Source organism: Agromyces mangrovi, assembly GCF_030296695.1.
GTDB lineage: Bacteria > Actinomycetota > Actinomycetes > Actinomycetales > Microbacteriaceae > Agromyces > Agromyces mangrovi.
Genome location: NZ_AP027737.1, coordinates 2252611 through 2267641 on the forward strand (window position 1 = coordinate 2252611; position 15031 = coordinate 2267641).

Below are 15031 nucleotides of genomic sequence, written 5' to 3' on the forward strand. Positions count from 1 at the left end.
GTGCAGCTGCCGCAGGTTCTGCGGCGTGCGGCGGCCGCGCCGCAGGAGGTGCGGGCGAGTCGTGCCTGCCCGCAGCCTGTGCGGGGTGGTGCGGACACCTTCCTGAAAAGCGACGCACCACCCCGCGCTTGCGGGTCAGATCTCCTGCACCGATCCGCCCGCGATCCGCAGCCGCCGTTCGGCGCGCCTGGCAACCGCGGAGTCGTGGGTCACGATCACGAGCGTGAGCCCGCGGTCGCGCCAGAGTCCCTCGAGGAGGTCCATGATCTCGTCGCGGGTCTGCTCGTCGAGGTTGCCCGTGGGCTCGTCGGCCAGCAGCACGTCGGGCTCCTTCACGAGGGCCCGCGCGATGGCGACGCGCTGCTGCTGGCCGCCCGAGAGCTCGCTCGGCACGTGCCCGGCGCGCTCGGCGAGGCCGACCTGGGCGAGGGCGTCGGATGCCCGTCGGCGGCGCTCCTCGGCCGGCACGCCCTGCGGCTCGAGCGCCGTCTCGACGTTCTCCTGCGCGGTGAGCGTGGGGATGAGGTTGAAGCCCTGGAAGACGAACCCGATCTCCTTCGCGCGGAGCTTCGCGAGCTTGCGGTCGGGCAGCTTCGACAGCAGGTCGTCGCCCAGCTTCACGTCGCCGGTGGTCGGCCGGTCGAGGGCGCCGAGCATCTGCAGCAGCGTCGACTTGCCCCCGCCGGTCGGGCCCTGGATCGCGACCATCTGGCCGGCAGGGATGGTGAGCGAGACGTCCTGCAGCGCGGTCACGATGCGCGACGACTGCTTGTAGGTCTTGCCGACCTTCTCGAGGGTGTACATGGCGGTTCCCTTCGGGGTGGCCGGGGCGGCCGGGGCGGCCGGGTCGGCCGGTGCGGGGAGGGTGATCGAGGTCGTGCTCGCGGCGCTCATGCGACGCTCCGGAGTGCCTCGGCCGGGCGCAGCCGCGAGGCGCGCCAGCCGCCGATCGCGCCGGCGACCAGGCCGCCGAGCACGGCCAGGCCGACCGCGACGAGCACGACCGACATGGTCACGGGTGCGGTGAGCACGATGTCGGTGGCCGTGGACGTCGCCGCACCGAACGCGCCGCCTCCCGGCCCGGCGATCGCCACGCGCTCGCCGGTCTCCGCCGCGCCGGCCGCAGCACCCTGGCCGCCGCCGAACGCCTGCACCGAGCCCGCCGAACCCGACAGCGTGGGCTGGATGAGCGTGATGACGCCGATGCCGACGAGGCCGATGACGATGCCGAGCGCACCGCCGATGAGGCCCTGCACGAGCGACTCGCCCGCGACCTGGCCGACCACGCGGCGGTTCGACCAGCCGATGGCCTTGAGGGTGCCGAACTCGCGGGTGCGGCGGGTCACGCCCGACACCGTGAAGAGCACGGCGATGAGGAACGCGGCGGCGAGCACCGCGACCGACAGCCACAGGCCGAGCGACGAGACGAGCGTTGACGCCGAGGCGAGCGAGCCGGAGACCGACGACGCGAGGTCCTCCTGGGTGTTCACGGTCGCCTCGGGCAGCGCCTCCTCGAGGCTCGCCTGTACGGCGGTGATCTCGGTCGACGACGCGGCCTGCACGTAGACCGTGGAGACCTGGCCCTCGAGGCCGGCGAGCGCCTGCGCGGTGTCGAGCGGCAGGTACACGTTGGCGCCGGTCGAGGCGTCGGCGGTGTCGGCCGTCACGAGGCCGACGATCTCCATGGTCGTGCCGCCGACGTCGATCGAGTCGCCGACGACGAGCTCGGCGGTCGTGGCGTACGCGGAGTCGAGGAGTGCCACGTCGGCACCCGCATCCGTCGCCTCGAGCCCGCGACCGTCGGTGACGGCGGCCGACGACAGTGGTCCGAGCGCGGATGCCGCGGGGTCGATGCCGAGCACGGTGAACGAGTCGACGTCGAACGCGCTGCCCCCGGCACCGTCCGCGCCGCCGGCCGGTGGAGCCTCGCCGCCCGCCTCGCCGGGCGCGCCCCCGCCGCCCTGCTGCAGCTGCGAGAAGTCGGGCAGCTCGCCCGAGAAGGTCGTGTTCGTGAGCGACAGTGCCGCAGCGGCATCCGCCACCCCCTCGGTCGACAGCGCGGTGTCGAGGGCGGTGTCGTCGAAGGTGGCGGTGCCGATGCCCGCCGTCAGGCGCGAGTCGGAGACCGTGGTCGAGCCCTCGGCGTCGTCGGTCTCGCCGTCCTCGGCGCCGAACTCGAAGCGGCCGCCCCCGGGGCCGCCCTCGCCCGGGCCGGTGGGCGCCTGGGTGACGGTGATGTCGGTGCCGACGCCGTAGACCGACTCGAGCACGGATGCCTGTGCGTCGCGCACGCCCCCGACAGCGCGTTGACGATCATGACGAGGGCGATGGCGAGCGCCATGCCGATCGCCACGATGAGGGTCTGTCTGCGTCGGCCCGCGAGCTCGCGGCGCAGGTAGGTGAGGAACATCGGTCTCCTTCGTGGATGTGGGGCCCGACGGGACAGGGGCTCCCGCCGGGCATCGGCGACGCTAGGCGGCGGCGCTATGGCGGTACTCGGGCCCGGCTATGGGGTCGCTATGGACGTCTCGCGCAACTCCACAGGCGAGCCATAGGCGGGTCATAGGAAGATGCGGATACTGGTGTCATGCCCTCTTCCCTCAGCCGCGAGCAGCCGCACGCCGAACATCGCAGCCCCGCCATCGCCAAGCCCGACGGCAGCCCCGTGCGGGTGCTCGTCGTCGACGACGAGGCGCAGCTGGCCGACCTGCTGAAGATGGCCCTGCGCTACGAGGGCTGGGAGGTGCGCACCGCGGGCGACGGCCAGGCCGCCCTGCGGGTGGCGCGCGAGTTCCGCCCCGACGCGATCGTGCTCGACGTGATGCTGCCCGACATCGACGGGCTCGAGGTGCTGCAGCGCCTGCGCGCCGAGGGCGACGAGACCCCCGTGCTCTTCCTCACCGCGAAGGACTCGCTCGACGACCGCCTCGCGGGCCTCACCGCGGGCGGCGACGACTACGTCACCAAGCCGTTCAGCCTGGAAGAGGTCGTGGCGAGGCTCCGCGGGCTCATCCGCCGCTTCGTGCGCTCGGCCGCGGCGACCGACCCCGTGCTCGCGGTCGGCGACCTCACGCTCGACGAGGACTCCTACGAGGTGGCCCGCGCCGGCGAGGCGATCGAACTCACCGCGACCGAGTTCGAGCTGCTCCGCTTCCTCATGCGCAACCCGCGCCGCGTGCTCTCGAAGGCGCAGATCCTCGACCGGGTCTGGTCGTACGACTTCGGCGGCAAGGCCAGCGTGGTCGAGCTCTACATCTCCTACCTCCGCAAGAAGATCGACGCGGGCCGCGAGCCCATGATCCACACCGTGCGCGGGGCCGGCTACATGATCAAGGCGACGACGTGACGGATGCCACGGGCGGGCGCCGCCCCTGGACCCTCGAGCGCCGCCTGATCATCGCGCTCGTCGCGCTGCTCGCGGCGGTCAGCGCCGTCGTCGGCACCGTGAGCGTGGTGGTCGTGCACACCAACCTCGTCGACCGCGTCGACGACCAGCTCGCGTCGGCGACCGAGCGCGGCCGGGTCGCGATCATCGAGCCGCCGCCCGGCGCGTCCGGCGACGACGACGGCCGCGTGCTCGCCGCCCGCGGGCAGGCCGTCGGCACCATCGCGGGCATCGTGCTCGACGACGAGGTGCGCCAGGCCGCCGTGCTCGAGGAGGACGGCGAGATCGGGCAGCTCGACGCCGACCAGCTCGCCGCGCTGTCGAGCGTGCCCGCCGACTTCCAACCGCACTCGGTCGACCTGGGCGGCGACCTCGGTGCGTATCGCGCCATGGTCGTCGGCACGCCGGGCGGGGCCCGGTTCGTCATCGCGCTGCCGCTCGCGATCGTCGAGGCGACCACGGCGCAGCTCGCGACGGTGATCACGCTCGTCGCGATCGCCGGGCTCGCGCTGGCGGCACTCATCGGCAGCGTGCTGGTGCGGCGCGCGCTGGTGCCGCTGCAGCGGGTCGCCGCCACCGCCGAACGCGTCTCCACGCTGCCGCTCGAGCGCGGCGAGGTCGAGCTCGCCGACCGAGTGCCCGACTCCGACACCGACGAGCGCACCGAGGTCGGGCGCGTCGGTGCATCCTTCAACCGCATGCTCGACCACGTCGGCTCCGCGCTCAGCGCGCGCGCCGAGAGCGAGGCGAAGGTGCGACGGTTCGTCGGCGACGCGAGCCACGAGCTGCGCACGCCGATCGCGTCGATCCGCGGCTACGCCGAGCTCACCCGCCGCTCGACCGAGGAGGTGCCGCCCGACGCGGCGCACGCGCTCGACCGCATCGAGTCGGAGTCGCTGCGCATGTCGGCCCTCGTCGACGACCTGCTGCTGCTCGCCCGCCTCGACGAGGGGCGCGAGCTGCGACGCGACGAGGTCGACCTGTCGGCGCTCGTGGTCGACGTGGTCGGCGACGCGCACGTCGCGGGTCCGGGCCACCGGTGGGAGCTCGACGTGCCCGAGGAGCCCGTGCTCGTCTCGGGCGACCTGTCGCGCCTGCACCAGGTGCTCGCGAACCTGCTCGCGAACGCGCGCGTGCACACGCCGGAGGGCACGGCCGTATCGGTGGCCCTCGCGGTCGACGGGCCGGACGCCGTGGTGACGGTGGCCGACGACGGGCCGGGCATCGATCCCGACCTGCAGCGCACCCTGTTCGAGCGCTTCGCCCGCGGAGACGCCTCGCGCTCGCGCGCGACCGGCAGCACCGGGCTCGGCCTCGCGATCGCCCGTGCCGTGGTGGTCGCGCACGGCGGCACGATCGACGTCGAGTCCGAGCCCGGGCGCACCGTGTTCACCGTCAGGCTGCGGCGGGCGTGAACCGCTCGGCGGGCGTGCCCGTCGACACCCGACCCGCCGCGCGGGCCGGGTCCGTCATCGCCATGACCGGCACGCCGATGCCGTAGGTGACGAAGTCGCCCACCGGGCGCACCGCGACGCCCACGAGCGGGCCGTCGGGGCCGTCCTCGGTGAGGTCGAGCCCGTGGGTGAGGGCGTCCAGCGCCTCGCGGGGCATCCGCTCGGCCGGCACCAGCTCCGCGGTGCCGCGGAAGGTGATCGTCGCGTCGGGCACGCGTACCCACGGTGCGAACCAGACGCGTCGGTGGACCGGCGCGGTCACCGACACGTGCGGGTTGGCCGCGATGTGCCGGGCCTTCCACATGCGCGCGTAGGTCGTGAACCACACCACGCCGTCGGCCACGTGGGGGAGCACCCCCGCGGTGCGCGCCTCGCCGTGCGCGGTGGTCGTGCCCACCACGACGAACGGTCGCTTCGCCAGTTCTCCCCAGACCTGCTCGGTCGTCACGTCTGCCATGTGCCCGTCTCCCTCTGATCATTGGTTGACAATGTCAAGTGACATTGTCAAGTGGCACAATAGGCGGCGTTGGTTGACGTTGTCAAGTAGGCTGGGACGCATGGAACCCACCGCCGTGGCCGGCCGCGAGGCGCTGCTCGCCTCGCTCGAACGGCTCGCGCGCGAGCGCGGGCTCGCCAACGTCGGCCTGCGCGAGGTCGCGCGCGACGCCGGGCTCTCCCACGCGGCGCCAGCGCACTTCTTCGGCTCGCGCGAGGGCATGCTGCGCGCGCTCGCCGGCGAGGGGCTGCGGCTGCTCTACGAGGACGTCTGCGAGGCGCAGGAGACGCCCGGAGCGGTCGGTCGCGAGCGGCTGGTCGTCGACGCGCTCGCGTTCGTGCGCTTCGCCCTGGCGCATCCGGCCCACTTCGACGCGGTCTTCCGCACTCCCGCGGCGCTCCGCGGCGACGCCCAGTTCGAGGCGACGCGCGCCGAGGCGCTCGGGTCGCTGCGCGAGCTGGTCGAGCTCGTGCGTGCCGAGGGCGGGCTCGGGCCGGACGCCGACGTCGACACGGTCGTGCTGCAGCACTGGGCCCTGAGCCACGGGGTCGCGTCGCTCGCGATCGACGGCATGCTCGGGCCCGACGGCGACCCTGCGATCACCGAGGCTGCCGAGCGCATCGTGCGTGGGCACGTCGCCGGGCTGCCGTAGGCGGGCGCGTCGTCCGCCAGCGCCCATCGAGTGTCACCGGCCCTCGTTCGGGGGTGCTTTGTGCTGTTCAGGCGTCGTTATTCCTACGAATCCTGCGTCTCGGAGTTCGTGTTTGTTGTTTGATCCGCGCAACTTTTGCTTGACACTCGATAGAAGCCGCCATACAGTCGCAACATGATCAGCGGGGATCACATCGGGGCATCGTCTCGGCACCATCGCGCGCCGCACGCCCCGTCGCCCCGTCGCATCCGATCGGGGCTCGACCCCGCGAATCACCAGCCGCAGGCCGCCTCCCCGACGCCGGCCGCCTCCCGCCCCGCAGCGCCGTCGCGCGCGTGGGCGCACCGATCTCCCGACCGACCGGAGGCCGGAGCAGGAAGGAGGCGACGACCGCGCCTCCCGACGTGACGACGACCTGCTGCCCGGATCGCCGATGGCACCGGACAACAGGCGTCGCGCATCACCAATCCCAGCGACGACCACACCATCACTGACAGGGCGGAGTGGCGCGTCACCATTGAAAGGAATGCGACATGAAGTCTAGCCGAGTCGGCTTGACGGCCTTGCTCGCGGCAACCCTCTCGATCGGAGCATTCGGAGCCCCGGCCTTCGCCCACGACGGCGTCGACCACTCCGCGGAGCCCGGTGCCGAGGCGGCCCTCGACTGGTCGAACTACGAGAAGATCCTGCTGACGAAGAACGTCGGCGAACCCATCGGCATGTCCGTGATGCCCGACGGGACGGTGCTCCACACCGCACGCAACGGCGACATCCGCCACACCGATCCCGACACCGGGGTCACGCGCCTCATCAACACCATCGACGTCTACGCGAACTCCGAGGACGGACTCCAGACGGTCGAACTCGCTCCCGACTTCGAGGAGAGCGGATGGGTGTACCTCTTCTACGCACCTCGCGTGATGGAGGCGCCGTATCCAGAGACGACTCCGTCGGGCTCCGCACCGAACTCCCTGCCGGAGGGCGAGGACGACAGCTACTGGGACATCTGGAAGGGCTACAACCAGCTGACCCGCGTGCAGTGGGACGCGGGTTCCGGCTCGCTCGACATGTCCACCGAGCAGGTCATCATCAAGGTCGAGGTCCAGCGCGGGCAGTGCTGCCACGTGGGCGGCGACATCGACTTCGATGCCGACGGCAACGTGTACATCTCCACCGGTGACAACACGCCGGCGAGCACGCCCGGTTCCAACGGCTTCGCGCCGAACAACGACGCACCGGGCATGAACCCGGGGTTCGACTCGCGGCGCGGCGCAGGCAGCACCAACGACCTGCGCGGCGCGGTGCTGCGGATCACCGTGCAGGAGGACGGCTCGTACACCATCCCCGAGGGCAACCTCTTCGCGGAGGGCACCGAGAACACCCGCCCCGAGATCTTCGTCATGGGCCTGCGGAACCCGTTCCGCATGACCGTCGACGACGAGACCGGCGCCGTGCGCTGGGGCGACTACGGTCCCGACTCCGGTACGGCGAGCGCGGAGCGCGGCCCGCTGGGCTACGTCGAGTGGCAGAGCACGACCGAGGCGCTGAACGGCGGCTGGCCGTACTGCCACGGTCCGAACGCGAACTACAACGACTGGGACTTCGAGACGGCGACGCCGGGCGAGTTCTTCGACTGCGACGCCGGCGCGGAGAACACCTCGCGCTGGAACACCGGCCTCGAGACCCTGCCGGCCGCAACCGAGCCGCAGATCTACTACGGCGACAACCCGGGCGACCAGCCCTTCGACGAGATGGTGGAGTTCGACGCGCAGGGCGGCCAGGGCCCGATGGGTGGCCCGACCTACCGTTACGACGAGTCGAACCCGCTCGACTCGAAGTGGCCGGAGTACTGGGACGGCAAGGCGTTCTTCTACGAGTTCTCGCAGGACTACATCGCGGCGTTCACCAACGAGGACCCGAACGGTCCGGTGACGCACATCGAGCAGGTGCTGCCGAACGCCGAGCTGACGGCGAACCTCATGGAGATCACCGACAGCCCGATCGACATGGAGTTCGGCGCCGACGGATCGCTGTACATCCTCGACTACGGCAACGGCTTCTTCCGCCAGAACCCGGAGGCGGGCCTGTACCGCGTCGATTACGCGGAGGGCAACAAGAGCCCGACCGCGGTGATCGCGGCGGACCCGATCTCGTCGTCGACCGCTCCGCTCGAGGTGCAGTTCGACGGCTCGGGATCGTCCGATCCCGAGGGGGCCGAGCTCACGTACGACTGGGACTTCGACGGTGACGGCGTCTTCGACGCCAGCGGCGTCGAGGCCTCGACGACGTACACCGAGCTCGCCCAGTACACGGTGCGCCTGCGCGTGACCGACCCGTCGGGCCGCACGGGCATCACGTCGTCGGCCATCACGGTCGGCAACGTCGCTCCGACGCTCACGGCGGATGCACCGGCGAACGGCGGGTTCTTCAACTGGGGCGACGCGGTTCCGTACGCGTTCAGCACGAACGACCCCGAGGACGGCACGGACACGAACTGCGCGCAGCTCTCGTGGACGCTCGGCCTCGGGCACGACACGCACGCGCACCCCGAGGTGCTCGGCAGCGGATGCTCCGGCGCCTGGGCCACCCCGGCTGACGCACCGGAGCACGGCGAGACGGAGAAGCTCTTCGCCGTCATCGTGGCGACGTACACCGACAACGGCAACGGGGACATCCCCGCCGCCCAGGGCGAGACGTCGCTGGTGCTGAACCCGTTCGTGCAGGAGGCCGAGCACGCCGACACCCTCGAGGGCGTCGACGTGGTGGCCGACGAGACCGCCGGCGCGCTGTCGAAGGTGACCTCCTTCGACCCGGGCGACTCGCTCACCTGGGATCCGGTGAACTTCACCGGCATCGAGGGCGTCGAGGTCCGCGGTCAGGGCACGGGAACGATCGAGCTCCGCTGGGGCACGGCCGACGCGACGCCGTTCGCGACGGCGGCGATCGACTCGGCCGGCTGGTCGAGCGTGGCGGCATCCGTCACCGAGTTCCCCGTCGGCACCGGCGTGCTCGTGGTCACGAGCACGGGCGGCGTCGAGCTCGACACGCTCACCTTCCAGGGCGACGGTGTCGCGGACGTCACGCCCCCGAGGCGGCGGTCGCGATCACGCCGGAGGAGCCCGACGGTGAGGGCGGCTGGTACACGGTGCCGGTCACGCTGACGGCGGCTCCGACCGACAACGGCGCGATCGACGACTTCGAGGTCTCCGTCGACGGTGGCGACACGTGGACCAGCCTGCGGTGGCGGTTCTGGGCCTTCGCGCAGCGGTTCGACCCGTACGTGGTCGACACCGAGGGCGAGACCGAGGTGCTGTACCGGGCCTTCGACACCGGCGGGAACGTCTCGGACGTCGAGTCGGTCGTCGTGAAGGTCGACTCGATCGCACCCGACGTGTCCATCACCGGCGTCGCAGACGGCGACGAGCTCGGCTCGTCGGCGACCGTCGGGATCGGCGTGGACTCGAGCGACGAGACGTCGGGCGTCGTGAGCGAGGAGCTCACGCTCGACGGCGAGCCGCTGGAGGAGGGCGACCTCGACCTGTGGACGCTCGAGCTCGGCGAGCACGAGCTGGTCGCCGCGGCCGTCGACGAGGCGGGCAACCGCAGCGAGGTGTCGGTGGCATTCACCGTGACCACGTCGGTCGGCGACCTCGCGTCGAACCTCGAGCGCATCGAGGCCGACGGCGGCATCGACACCCCCGAGGCGGCGCGTCTGCACGCGTTCCTCGCCCAGGCGGAGCGCGCCATCGAGCGCGACCGTGCCGACCAGGCGGCCGCGGCGCTCGAGCGCTTCGCCGCCGCGACCGACGACGAACTGCTCGCACGCGACGCCCTCGCGCTCGCGGAGCAGCTCGGCGGCTGACACCCGGTCCGGGGGCGGGCGTCCCGCCCGCCCCCGGACCCCCACAGACCGCGGGCCGACCGGCCCGTGCCGCCCGGCCGAAGCGACCGGGCAACGACGGAAGGTGCGACCCCCGCACCGATCAAGGAGGATCAGATGTCCATCAAGACCCGAACCCGAGGTGCCCTCGCCGGTGCCGCGGGCGTCGCACTGCTCGCCGGCGGACTTCTCGCCGGTGGTCCGGCGCTCGCCGCGCCCGAGTCCGAGAACGCCAACCCCGCGGCCGACTGCGCGGGCCGCAGCATCCCGGCCTCGAAGGTCTCGTTCCAGATGTTCAGCCAGCTCGGCTGGCAGTTCGCCGAGGGCGACGTCGAGCCCGTGCTCGCAGCGCTGTCGGAGGCCGGCTACAAGAACATCGAGGGCTTCGGCAACCCCGGCAGCTTCTTCAGCACCTACGGCGACCGCACCGCCGACGAGTTCCGGGCGCTGCTGAAGGAGTACGGCCTGAAGATGCCGAGCGCGCACGGCAACACCAACGAGGCGACGTTCGACGAGACGCTCGAATGGGCGAAGGCGGTCGGCCAGAAGTACACCGGCTCGGGCGGCTTCCCGGCACCCGGCATCAACTCGGGCTACGAGAACGTGCTGCTGACGGCCGAGGCGATGAACCGGCTCGGCGAGCGCTCGGTCAAGGCGGGCGTCGGCAAGTTCTTCGGCCACAACCACCAGAGCGAGTTCACGACGACCTACACCGTGCCCGAGACCGGCGAGGTGAAGAGCGCCTGGGAGATCCTGGTCGAGAACACCGACCCGCGCTGGGTCACGTTCCAGGTCGACGTGTTCTGGGCGTCGGACGCCGGCGAGGGCGTCGACGTGCCCGCGCTGCTGGAGAAGTACGGCGACCGCATCGAGCTGCTGCACATCAAGGACGGCGACCTGAACGGCGAGGGCCGGGGCGTCCCGGGCAACGTCGGGCAGGGCGACATCCACTGGGAGCCGATCCTCGAGGAGGCGCTGGGTCACGTGAACCTCTACGTGATCGAGCGCGACGGCGCGCCGAACGACGCGACGTTCCTGACCGAGAGCTTCGACTACCTCACCTGCCTCGAGTACTGACCCGTCGGGAGCGGGGCGGCGGTCGCCGCCCCGCTCCCCGCACCCGCGCCGCCGACGGCGGCGTCCTCACCCCGCAACACTGCAAAGGAGCATCATGAACGACCTCATCGACCAGACCGACGATCCCGGCCTCGGCCGGGGCCTCGGCCTGACCCGACGCCAGCTGCTCGCTGCGACCACCGGCATGGCGGCCGCGGCCGCGCTCGGCGGCGCCGCGCTCGGCACCGGCACCGCGCATGCGTCGCCGGCCAACGGCGCGCTCGTTCCGGCGCCCCGTCGCGGCATCATCCTCTACACGGTGCGCGACGCGATCAGCCGCGACCCGCTGACGACCGACCTGCCGTCGGGCTTCCGCGAGGTGTTCGAGGAGCTGTCGCGCATCGGATACCGGCAGATCGAGTTCGCCGGATACCGCCAGAGCGCCAACGCCGACGGCGGCGACGTGAACAACCCCGAGGGCGCGCACCAGCTGCGCATGTGGCTCGACGACAACGGACTGCAGGCCGAGGGCAACCACGGCCGCATCCCGTCGGAGGTCACACCCGAGACGCTCGCGTCGTTCGACTACGACTGCGAGATCGCGAACATCCTCGGGTTCGGGCACATCGGCACCGGCAGCGACCCGACCCGCAGCGCGCAGAAGGCCGACTGGGACGTCGCCGCCGACGTGTGGAACGCGTTCGGCGAGCGGGCGCGCAGCCACGGGCTGAAGCTCTACACGCACAACCACGACCAGGCGTACGACTTCCTGCTCGACAGCACTCCCGACCCGGTCTCGGGCGACATGACGCGCTCGACCGGCAAGCGGCGGCTCGAGTACTTCCTGGAGATCACCGACCCGAAGTACGTGTACCTGGAGATGGACGTCTACTGGGCGCACGTCGCGCAGTACCGGCACACCGCGTTCACGGCTCCGGACGGTGGCTCGGTGGCGGACATCTTCGACCCCGCGGCCCTCGTGGCGGCGAACACGAAGCGCTACCCGCTGTTCCACGCGAAGGACGGCCGCCGCGACGACAGCCAGACCAACGGCTACGTCATGACGCCGTTCGGCGAGGGCGACATCGACTACGCGACGTTCTTCCGCGCGATCGGCGCGAAGGGCTCGCACAACCCGATGTGGGAGCAGGACACGGCACCCGGCGGCAGTGCGAACCCCGCGCAGTCGCTCGAGTACGCCGGCGTCTCGTACGCCAACCTGGCCGCGCTGCGCGGCTAGCCCCGCGGACGCACCAACACGAAGGGCCCGTCGGAAGACGGGCCCTTCGTGTTGCGCGGCGCGCCGGTCAGGTGCGCGAGGAACGACCCGCGAAGCGCTGCTGGAGCAGCACGGCCACCACGATGATCACGCCCTTCACGACCGCCTGCACCGAGGTGGAGAGGTTGTTCTGCGTGAACACGTTGGTGAGCGTCGCGAAGATCAGCACGCCGAGCACCGTGCCGAAGATCGTGCCGCGACCGCCGACCAGCAGCGTGCCGCCGACGACCACAGCGGCGATCGCGTCGAGCTCGTACAGCGTGCCGTGGGTCGACGTGCCGGCCGTGGTGCGGCCCAGCATCATCAGGGCCGCGACGCCGGCCGCGAAGCCCGCGAGCGCGTAGAGGGCCACGAGGTGGCGCTTGACCCGGATGCCCGCGAGGCGCGTGGCCTCGAAGTTGCCGCCGACGGCCACCGTGCGGCGGCCGAAGGTGGTGCGGCCGAGCAGGAACCACCCGGCGACCGCCGCGATCACGAAGATCCAGACCAGCCAGGCGATGCCGAGGAAGTCGCCGCGGAAGAAGTCGAGGAAGCCCTGCACGTCGACGAGCTGGGTGGACCGGTTCGACAGCAGTTCGGCGAGCCCTCGGGCGCCGACCAGCATGGCGAGTGTCGCCATGAACGGCACCACCTTGCCGTAGGCGATCACGACGCCGTTCACGAACCCGGCGGCGGTGCCGACTCCGAGCGCGACGAGCACCATCAGCAGCCAGCTGGTCTGCTCGGCGGCGGCCTGCACCCACGAGAGCGAGGCCACGACAGTCGCGAGCCCCATCACGGAGCCGACCGAGAGGTCGATGCCGCCCGAGGTGATCACGAAGGTCATGCCGATGCTGATCACGCCGATGATCGACGCGAACCGGATGATGGTGAGGATGTTGTCGAAGCTGGTGAAGCGGTCGCCCGCCGTCACGGCACCCACGACGACCAGGACGGCGAGGGCGATGACGAGGCCGAAGTTGCGCGCCGCCGGGCCATGGATGAGCCGGTGCCAGAGGCTCGGGGCGTTCTCGGCGGCAGCCGGGGCATCCGACTCGGCCGTTGCAGTGCTGTTCTGGTCGCTCATGCGGCGACTCCCTTCATGACGAGGTCGAGCACCCCGTGCTCGTCGATCTCCGTCGCGTCGACGGTGGTGAGGATGTGGCCGTCGGCGACGACGAGCACGCGATCGGCGAGGCCGAGCACCTCGTCGATCTCGCTGGAGACCAGCAGGATGGCGTTGCCCGCATCCGCGAGGCGGCGGATGAGGTTGTAGATCTCGGCGCGAGCGCCGACGTCGACGCCGCGCGTGGGCTCGTCGAGCAGCAGCAGTCGGGTGCCGTGCACGAGCCACCGGGCCAGCAGGATCTTCTGCTGGTTGCCGCCCGAGAGGGTGCCGGCGGCGCGCTCGCCGTCCGGCGGCCGGAGCTCCAGCGCGTCGATCTGCTCCTGGGTCACCTGGCGCTCGGCACGCTCGTTGAGCACCGAGAACCGCGCGAACCGGGTGAACGACGACAGCGTCACGTTCTTGAAGATCGGCTCCTCGAGGATGAGGCCCTGGCTCTTGCGCTCTTCGGGCGAGAGGCCCACGCCCGCGCCCACGGCAGCGGCCACCGAACCCGGCTTCAGGCGCGTGCCGTCGACCTCCACTCGGCCCGACGTCGCCTTGCGGGCGCCGTAGACCGTCTCGAGGATCTCGGAGCGGCCGGAGCCGACGAGTCCGGCGAGCCCCACGATCTCGCCAGCGCGCACCCGCAGGTCGACGCCCTCGAACAGGCCGGCGACGCCGAGTCCGGCGACGTCGAGCACGACCGGAGCGTCGGCGGCGATCGGCGTCCGCTCGGGGAAGACGTTCGCGACCTCCCTGCCGGTCATCAGCTTGATGAGCTCCGGCGTGGGGGTGTCGGCGACCTCGAGGCCGCTCGCCATCGTGCGGCCGTCCTTCAGCACCGTGATGCGGTCGCCGATCTGGTTGATCTCCTCCAGCCGATGGGAGATGTAGATGATCGCGATGCCCTGGGATGTGAGCTCCTCGACGACGCGGAACAGGTTCTTCACCTCGTCGGAGTCGAGCACCGCGCTGGGCTCGTCCATGATGATGAGCTTCGCGTCGTGCGACAGTGCACGCGCCATGCTCACGATCTGCTTGTTCGCCGCCGAGAGCGTGCCGACCTCCGTCGAGGGGGCGAGGTCGGCGTGGCCGAGGCGTGCCAGGAGCTCCTTGGTGCGGCGGGTCGCCGCACGCCGGTGGAGCGCGCCCCAGGTGGCGAGCTCGTGCCCGAGGAAGATGTTCTCGGCGACCGTCAGGCCGTCGACGACATCGAGCTCCTGGTACATCGTGGCGATCCCCATGTCGATCGCAGCGACCGGGTTGGGGATCTCGGTGGTCTCACCCTGCCAGGTGATCTCGCCGGCATCGGGCTGGTGGGCCCCCGCGAGCACCTTGATCAGGGTGGACTTTCCGGCACCGTTCTGGCCGAGGACGCAATGCACCTCGCCGGGCCGGACGTCCAGGCTGACGCCCTGGAGGGCCTTCACTCCGGAGAACTCCTTCGTGATGCCGCTCATCGACAGTAATGACGCGGCACTATCACCTTTGATCATGCGAAAACCATAACAGAACGGCGAGCGGCCCTCCAGAGTCCCTGGCGAAGCCGGGTCGGGTGTCCTTCAGTCTCGCGCGCGTGGTCACGCGCGCGCGAGCAGTGTCCCGAACCTGCCCGCTGATCATGCGGGATCCGCCGCTTCAGCGGTCGTGCATCCGGGACTTACGACGACAGAAGAAAAAAGTTGACTACTGATCGAGCGCTTATGCTACGTTGGCCATGTCAACGTGGACGACAGCTGCTC

The 15031-nt window shown here is 71.2% G+C and carries 12 protein-coding genes; 7 read left to right on the forward strand and 5 right to left on the reverse strand.

Annotation, left to right across the window (positions count from 1 at the left end):
* Positions 1 to 135: 135 nt before the first annotated feature.
* The gene (locus tag QUE38_RS10710) at positions 136 to 804 is read right to left on the reverse strand and encodes an ABC transporter ATP-binding protein (protein WP_286311778.1); all 669 of its coding nucleotides are present in this window, start codon (positions 802 to 804) and stop codon (positions 136 to 138) included.
* Positions 805 to 890: 86 nt separating this feature from the next.
* Positions 891 to 2291, reverse strand: coding sequence for an ABC transporter permease (locus QUE38_RS10715; RefSeq protein ID WP_350227466.1), 1401 nt, complete (start codon positions 2289 to 2291; stop codon positions 891 to 893).
* Positions 2292 to 2587: 296 nt separating this feature from the next.
* Here QUE38_RS10715 and QUE38_RS10720 point away from each other — a divergent pair, with 296 nt between their 5' ends.
* On the forward strand, positions 2588 to 3346 hold the full coding sequence (locus QUE38_RS10720) for a response regulator transcription factor (RefSeq protein ID WP_286308135.1): 759 nt from the start codon (positions 2588 to 2590) through the stop codon (positions 3344 to 3346).
* Positions 3343 to 4800 carry a sensor histidine kinase gene (locus QUE38_RS10725; protein WP_286308137.1) on the forward strand — a complete coding sequence of 486 codons (1458 nt, stop codon included), beginning with the start codon at positions 3343 to 3345 and terminating at the stop codon, positions 4798 to 4800. The genes QUE38_RS10720 and QUE38_RS10725 overlap by 4 nt, the downstream gene beginning before the upstream one ends.
* On the opposite strand, the gene QUE38_RS10730 is transcribed toward QUE38_RS10725, so the two are convergent.
* Positions 4781 to 5296 carry a pyridoxamine 5'-phosphate oxidase family protein gene (locus tag QUE38_RS10730; protein WP_286308139.1) on the reverse strand — a complete coding sequence of 172 codons (516 nt, stop codon included), beginning with the start codon at positions 5294 to 5296 and terminating at the stop codon, positions 4781 to 4783. The genes QUE38_RS10725 and QUE38_RS10730 overlap by 20 nt on opposite strands.
* Before the next feature lie 100 nt (positions 5297 to 5396).
* On the opposite strand from QUE38_RS10730, the gene QUE38_RS10735 reads away from it, so the two are divergent.
* The 5 genes from QUE38_RS10735 to QUE38_RS10755 all read left to right on the forward strand — a co-directional run bounded on the left by QUE38_RS10735 (position 5397) and on the right by QUE38_RS10755 (position 12163).
* Positions 5397 to 5987 (forward strand): TetR/AcrR family transcriptional regulator, encoded by a 591-nt coding sequence (locus QUE38_RS10735; RefSeq protein WP_286308140.1) that lies wholly within the window; start codon positions 5397 to 5399, stop codon positions 5985 to 5987.
* Between the two features lie 554 nt (positions 5988 to 6541).
* Positions 6542 to 9148: a PQQ-dependent sugar dehydrogenase gene (locus QUE38_RS10740; RefSeq protein WP_286308143.1), complete on the forward strand. Its 2607-nt coding sequence runs from the start codon at positions 6542 to 6544 to the stop codon at positions 9146 to 9148.
* Positions 9133 to 9849, forward strand: a complete 717-nt coding sequence (locus QUE38_RS10745; protein WP_286308145.1) for an FIMAH domain-containing protein — start codon at positions 9133 to 9135, stop codon at positions 9847 to 9849. The genes QUE38_RS10740 and QUE38_RS10745 overlap by 16 nt, the downstream gene beginning before the upstream one ends.
* Positions 9850 to 9984: 135 nt before the next feature.
* Complete coding sequence (locus tag QUE38_RS10750; protein ID WP_286308146.1) at positions 9985 to 10944, forward strand: sugar phosphate isomerase/epimerase family protein; 960 nt, start codon at positions 9985 to 9987, stop codon at positions 10942 to 10944.
* Between the two features lie 94 nt (positions 10945 to 11038).
* Positions 11039 to 12163: a sugar phosphate isomerase/epimerase family protein gene (locus tag QUE38_RS10755; protein WP_286308148.1), complete on the forward strand. Its 1125-nt coding sequence runs from the start codon at positions 11039 to 11041 to the stop codon at positions 12161 to 12163.
* A gap of 67 nt (positions 12164 to 12230) precedes the next feature.
* Here QUE38_RS10755 and QUE38_RS10760 read toward each other — a convergent pair whose 3' ends face one another.
* A complete protein-coding gene (locus tag QUE38_RS10760) occupies positions 12231 to 13268 on the reverse strand; it encodes an ABC transporter permease (protein ID WP_286308150.1) in 1038 nt (345 codons plus the stop codon).
* The gene (locus QUE38_RS10765) at positions 13265 to 14749 is read right to left on the reverse strand and encodes a sugar ABC transporter ATP-binding protein (protein WP_286308151.1); all 1485 of its coding nucleotides are present in this window, start codon (positions 14747 to 14749) and stop codon (positions 13265 to 13267) included. Before QUE38_RS10765 ends, QUE38_RS10760 begins: the two co-directional genes overlap by 4 nt.
* Between the last annotated feature and the right edge of the window lie 282 nt (positions 14750 to 15031).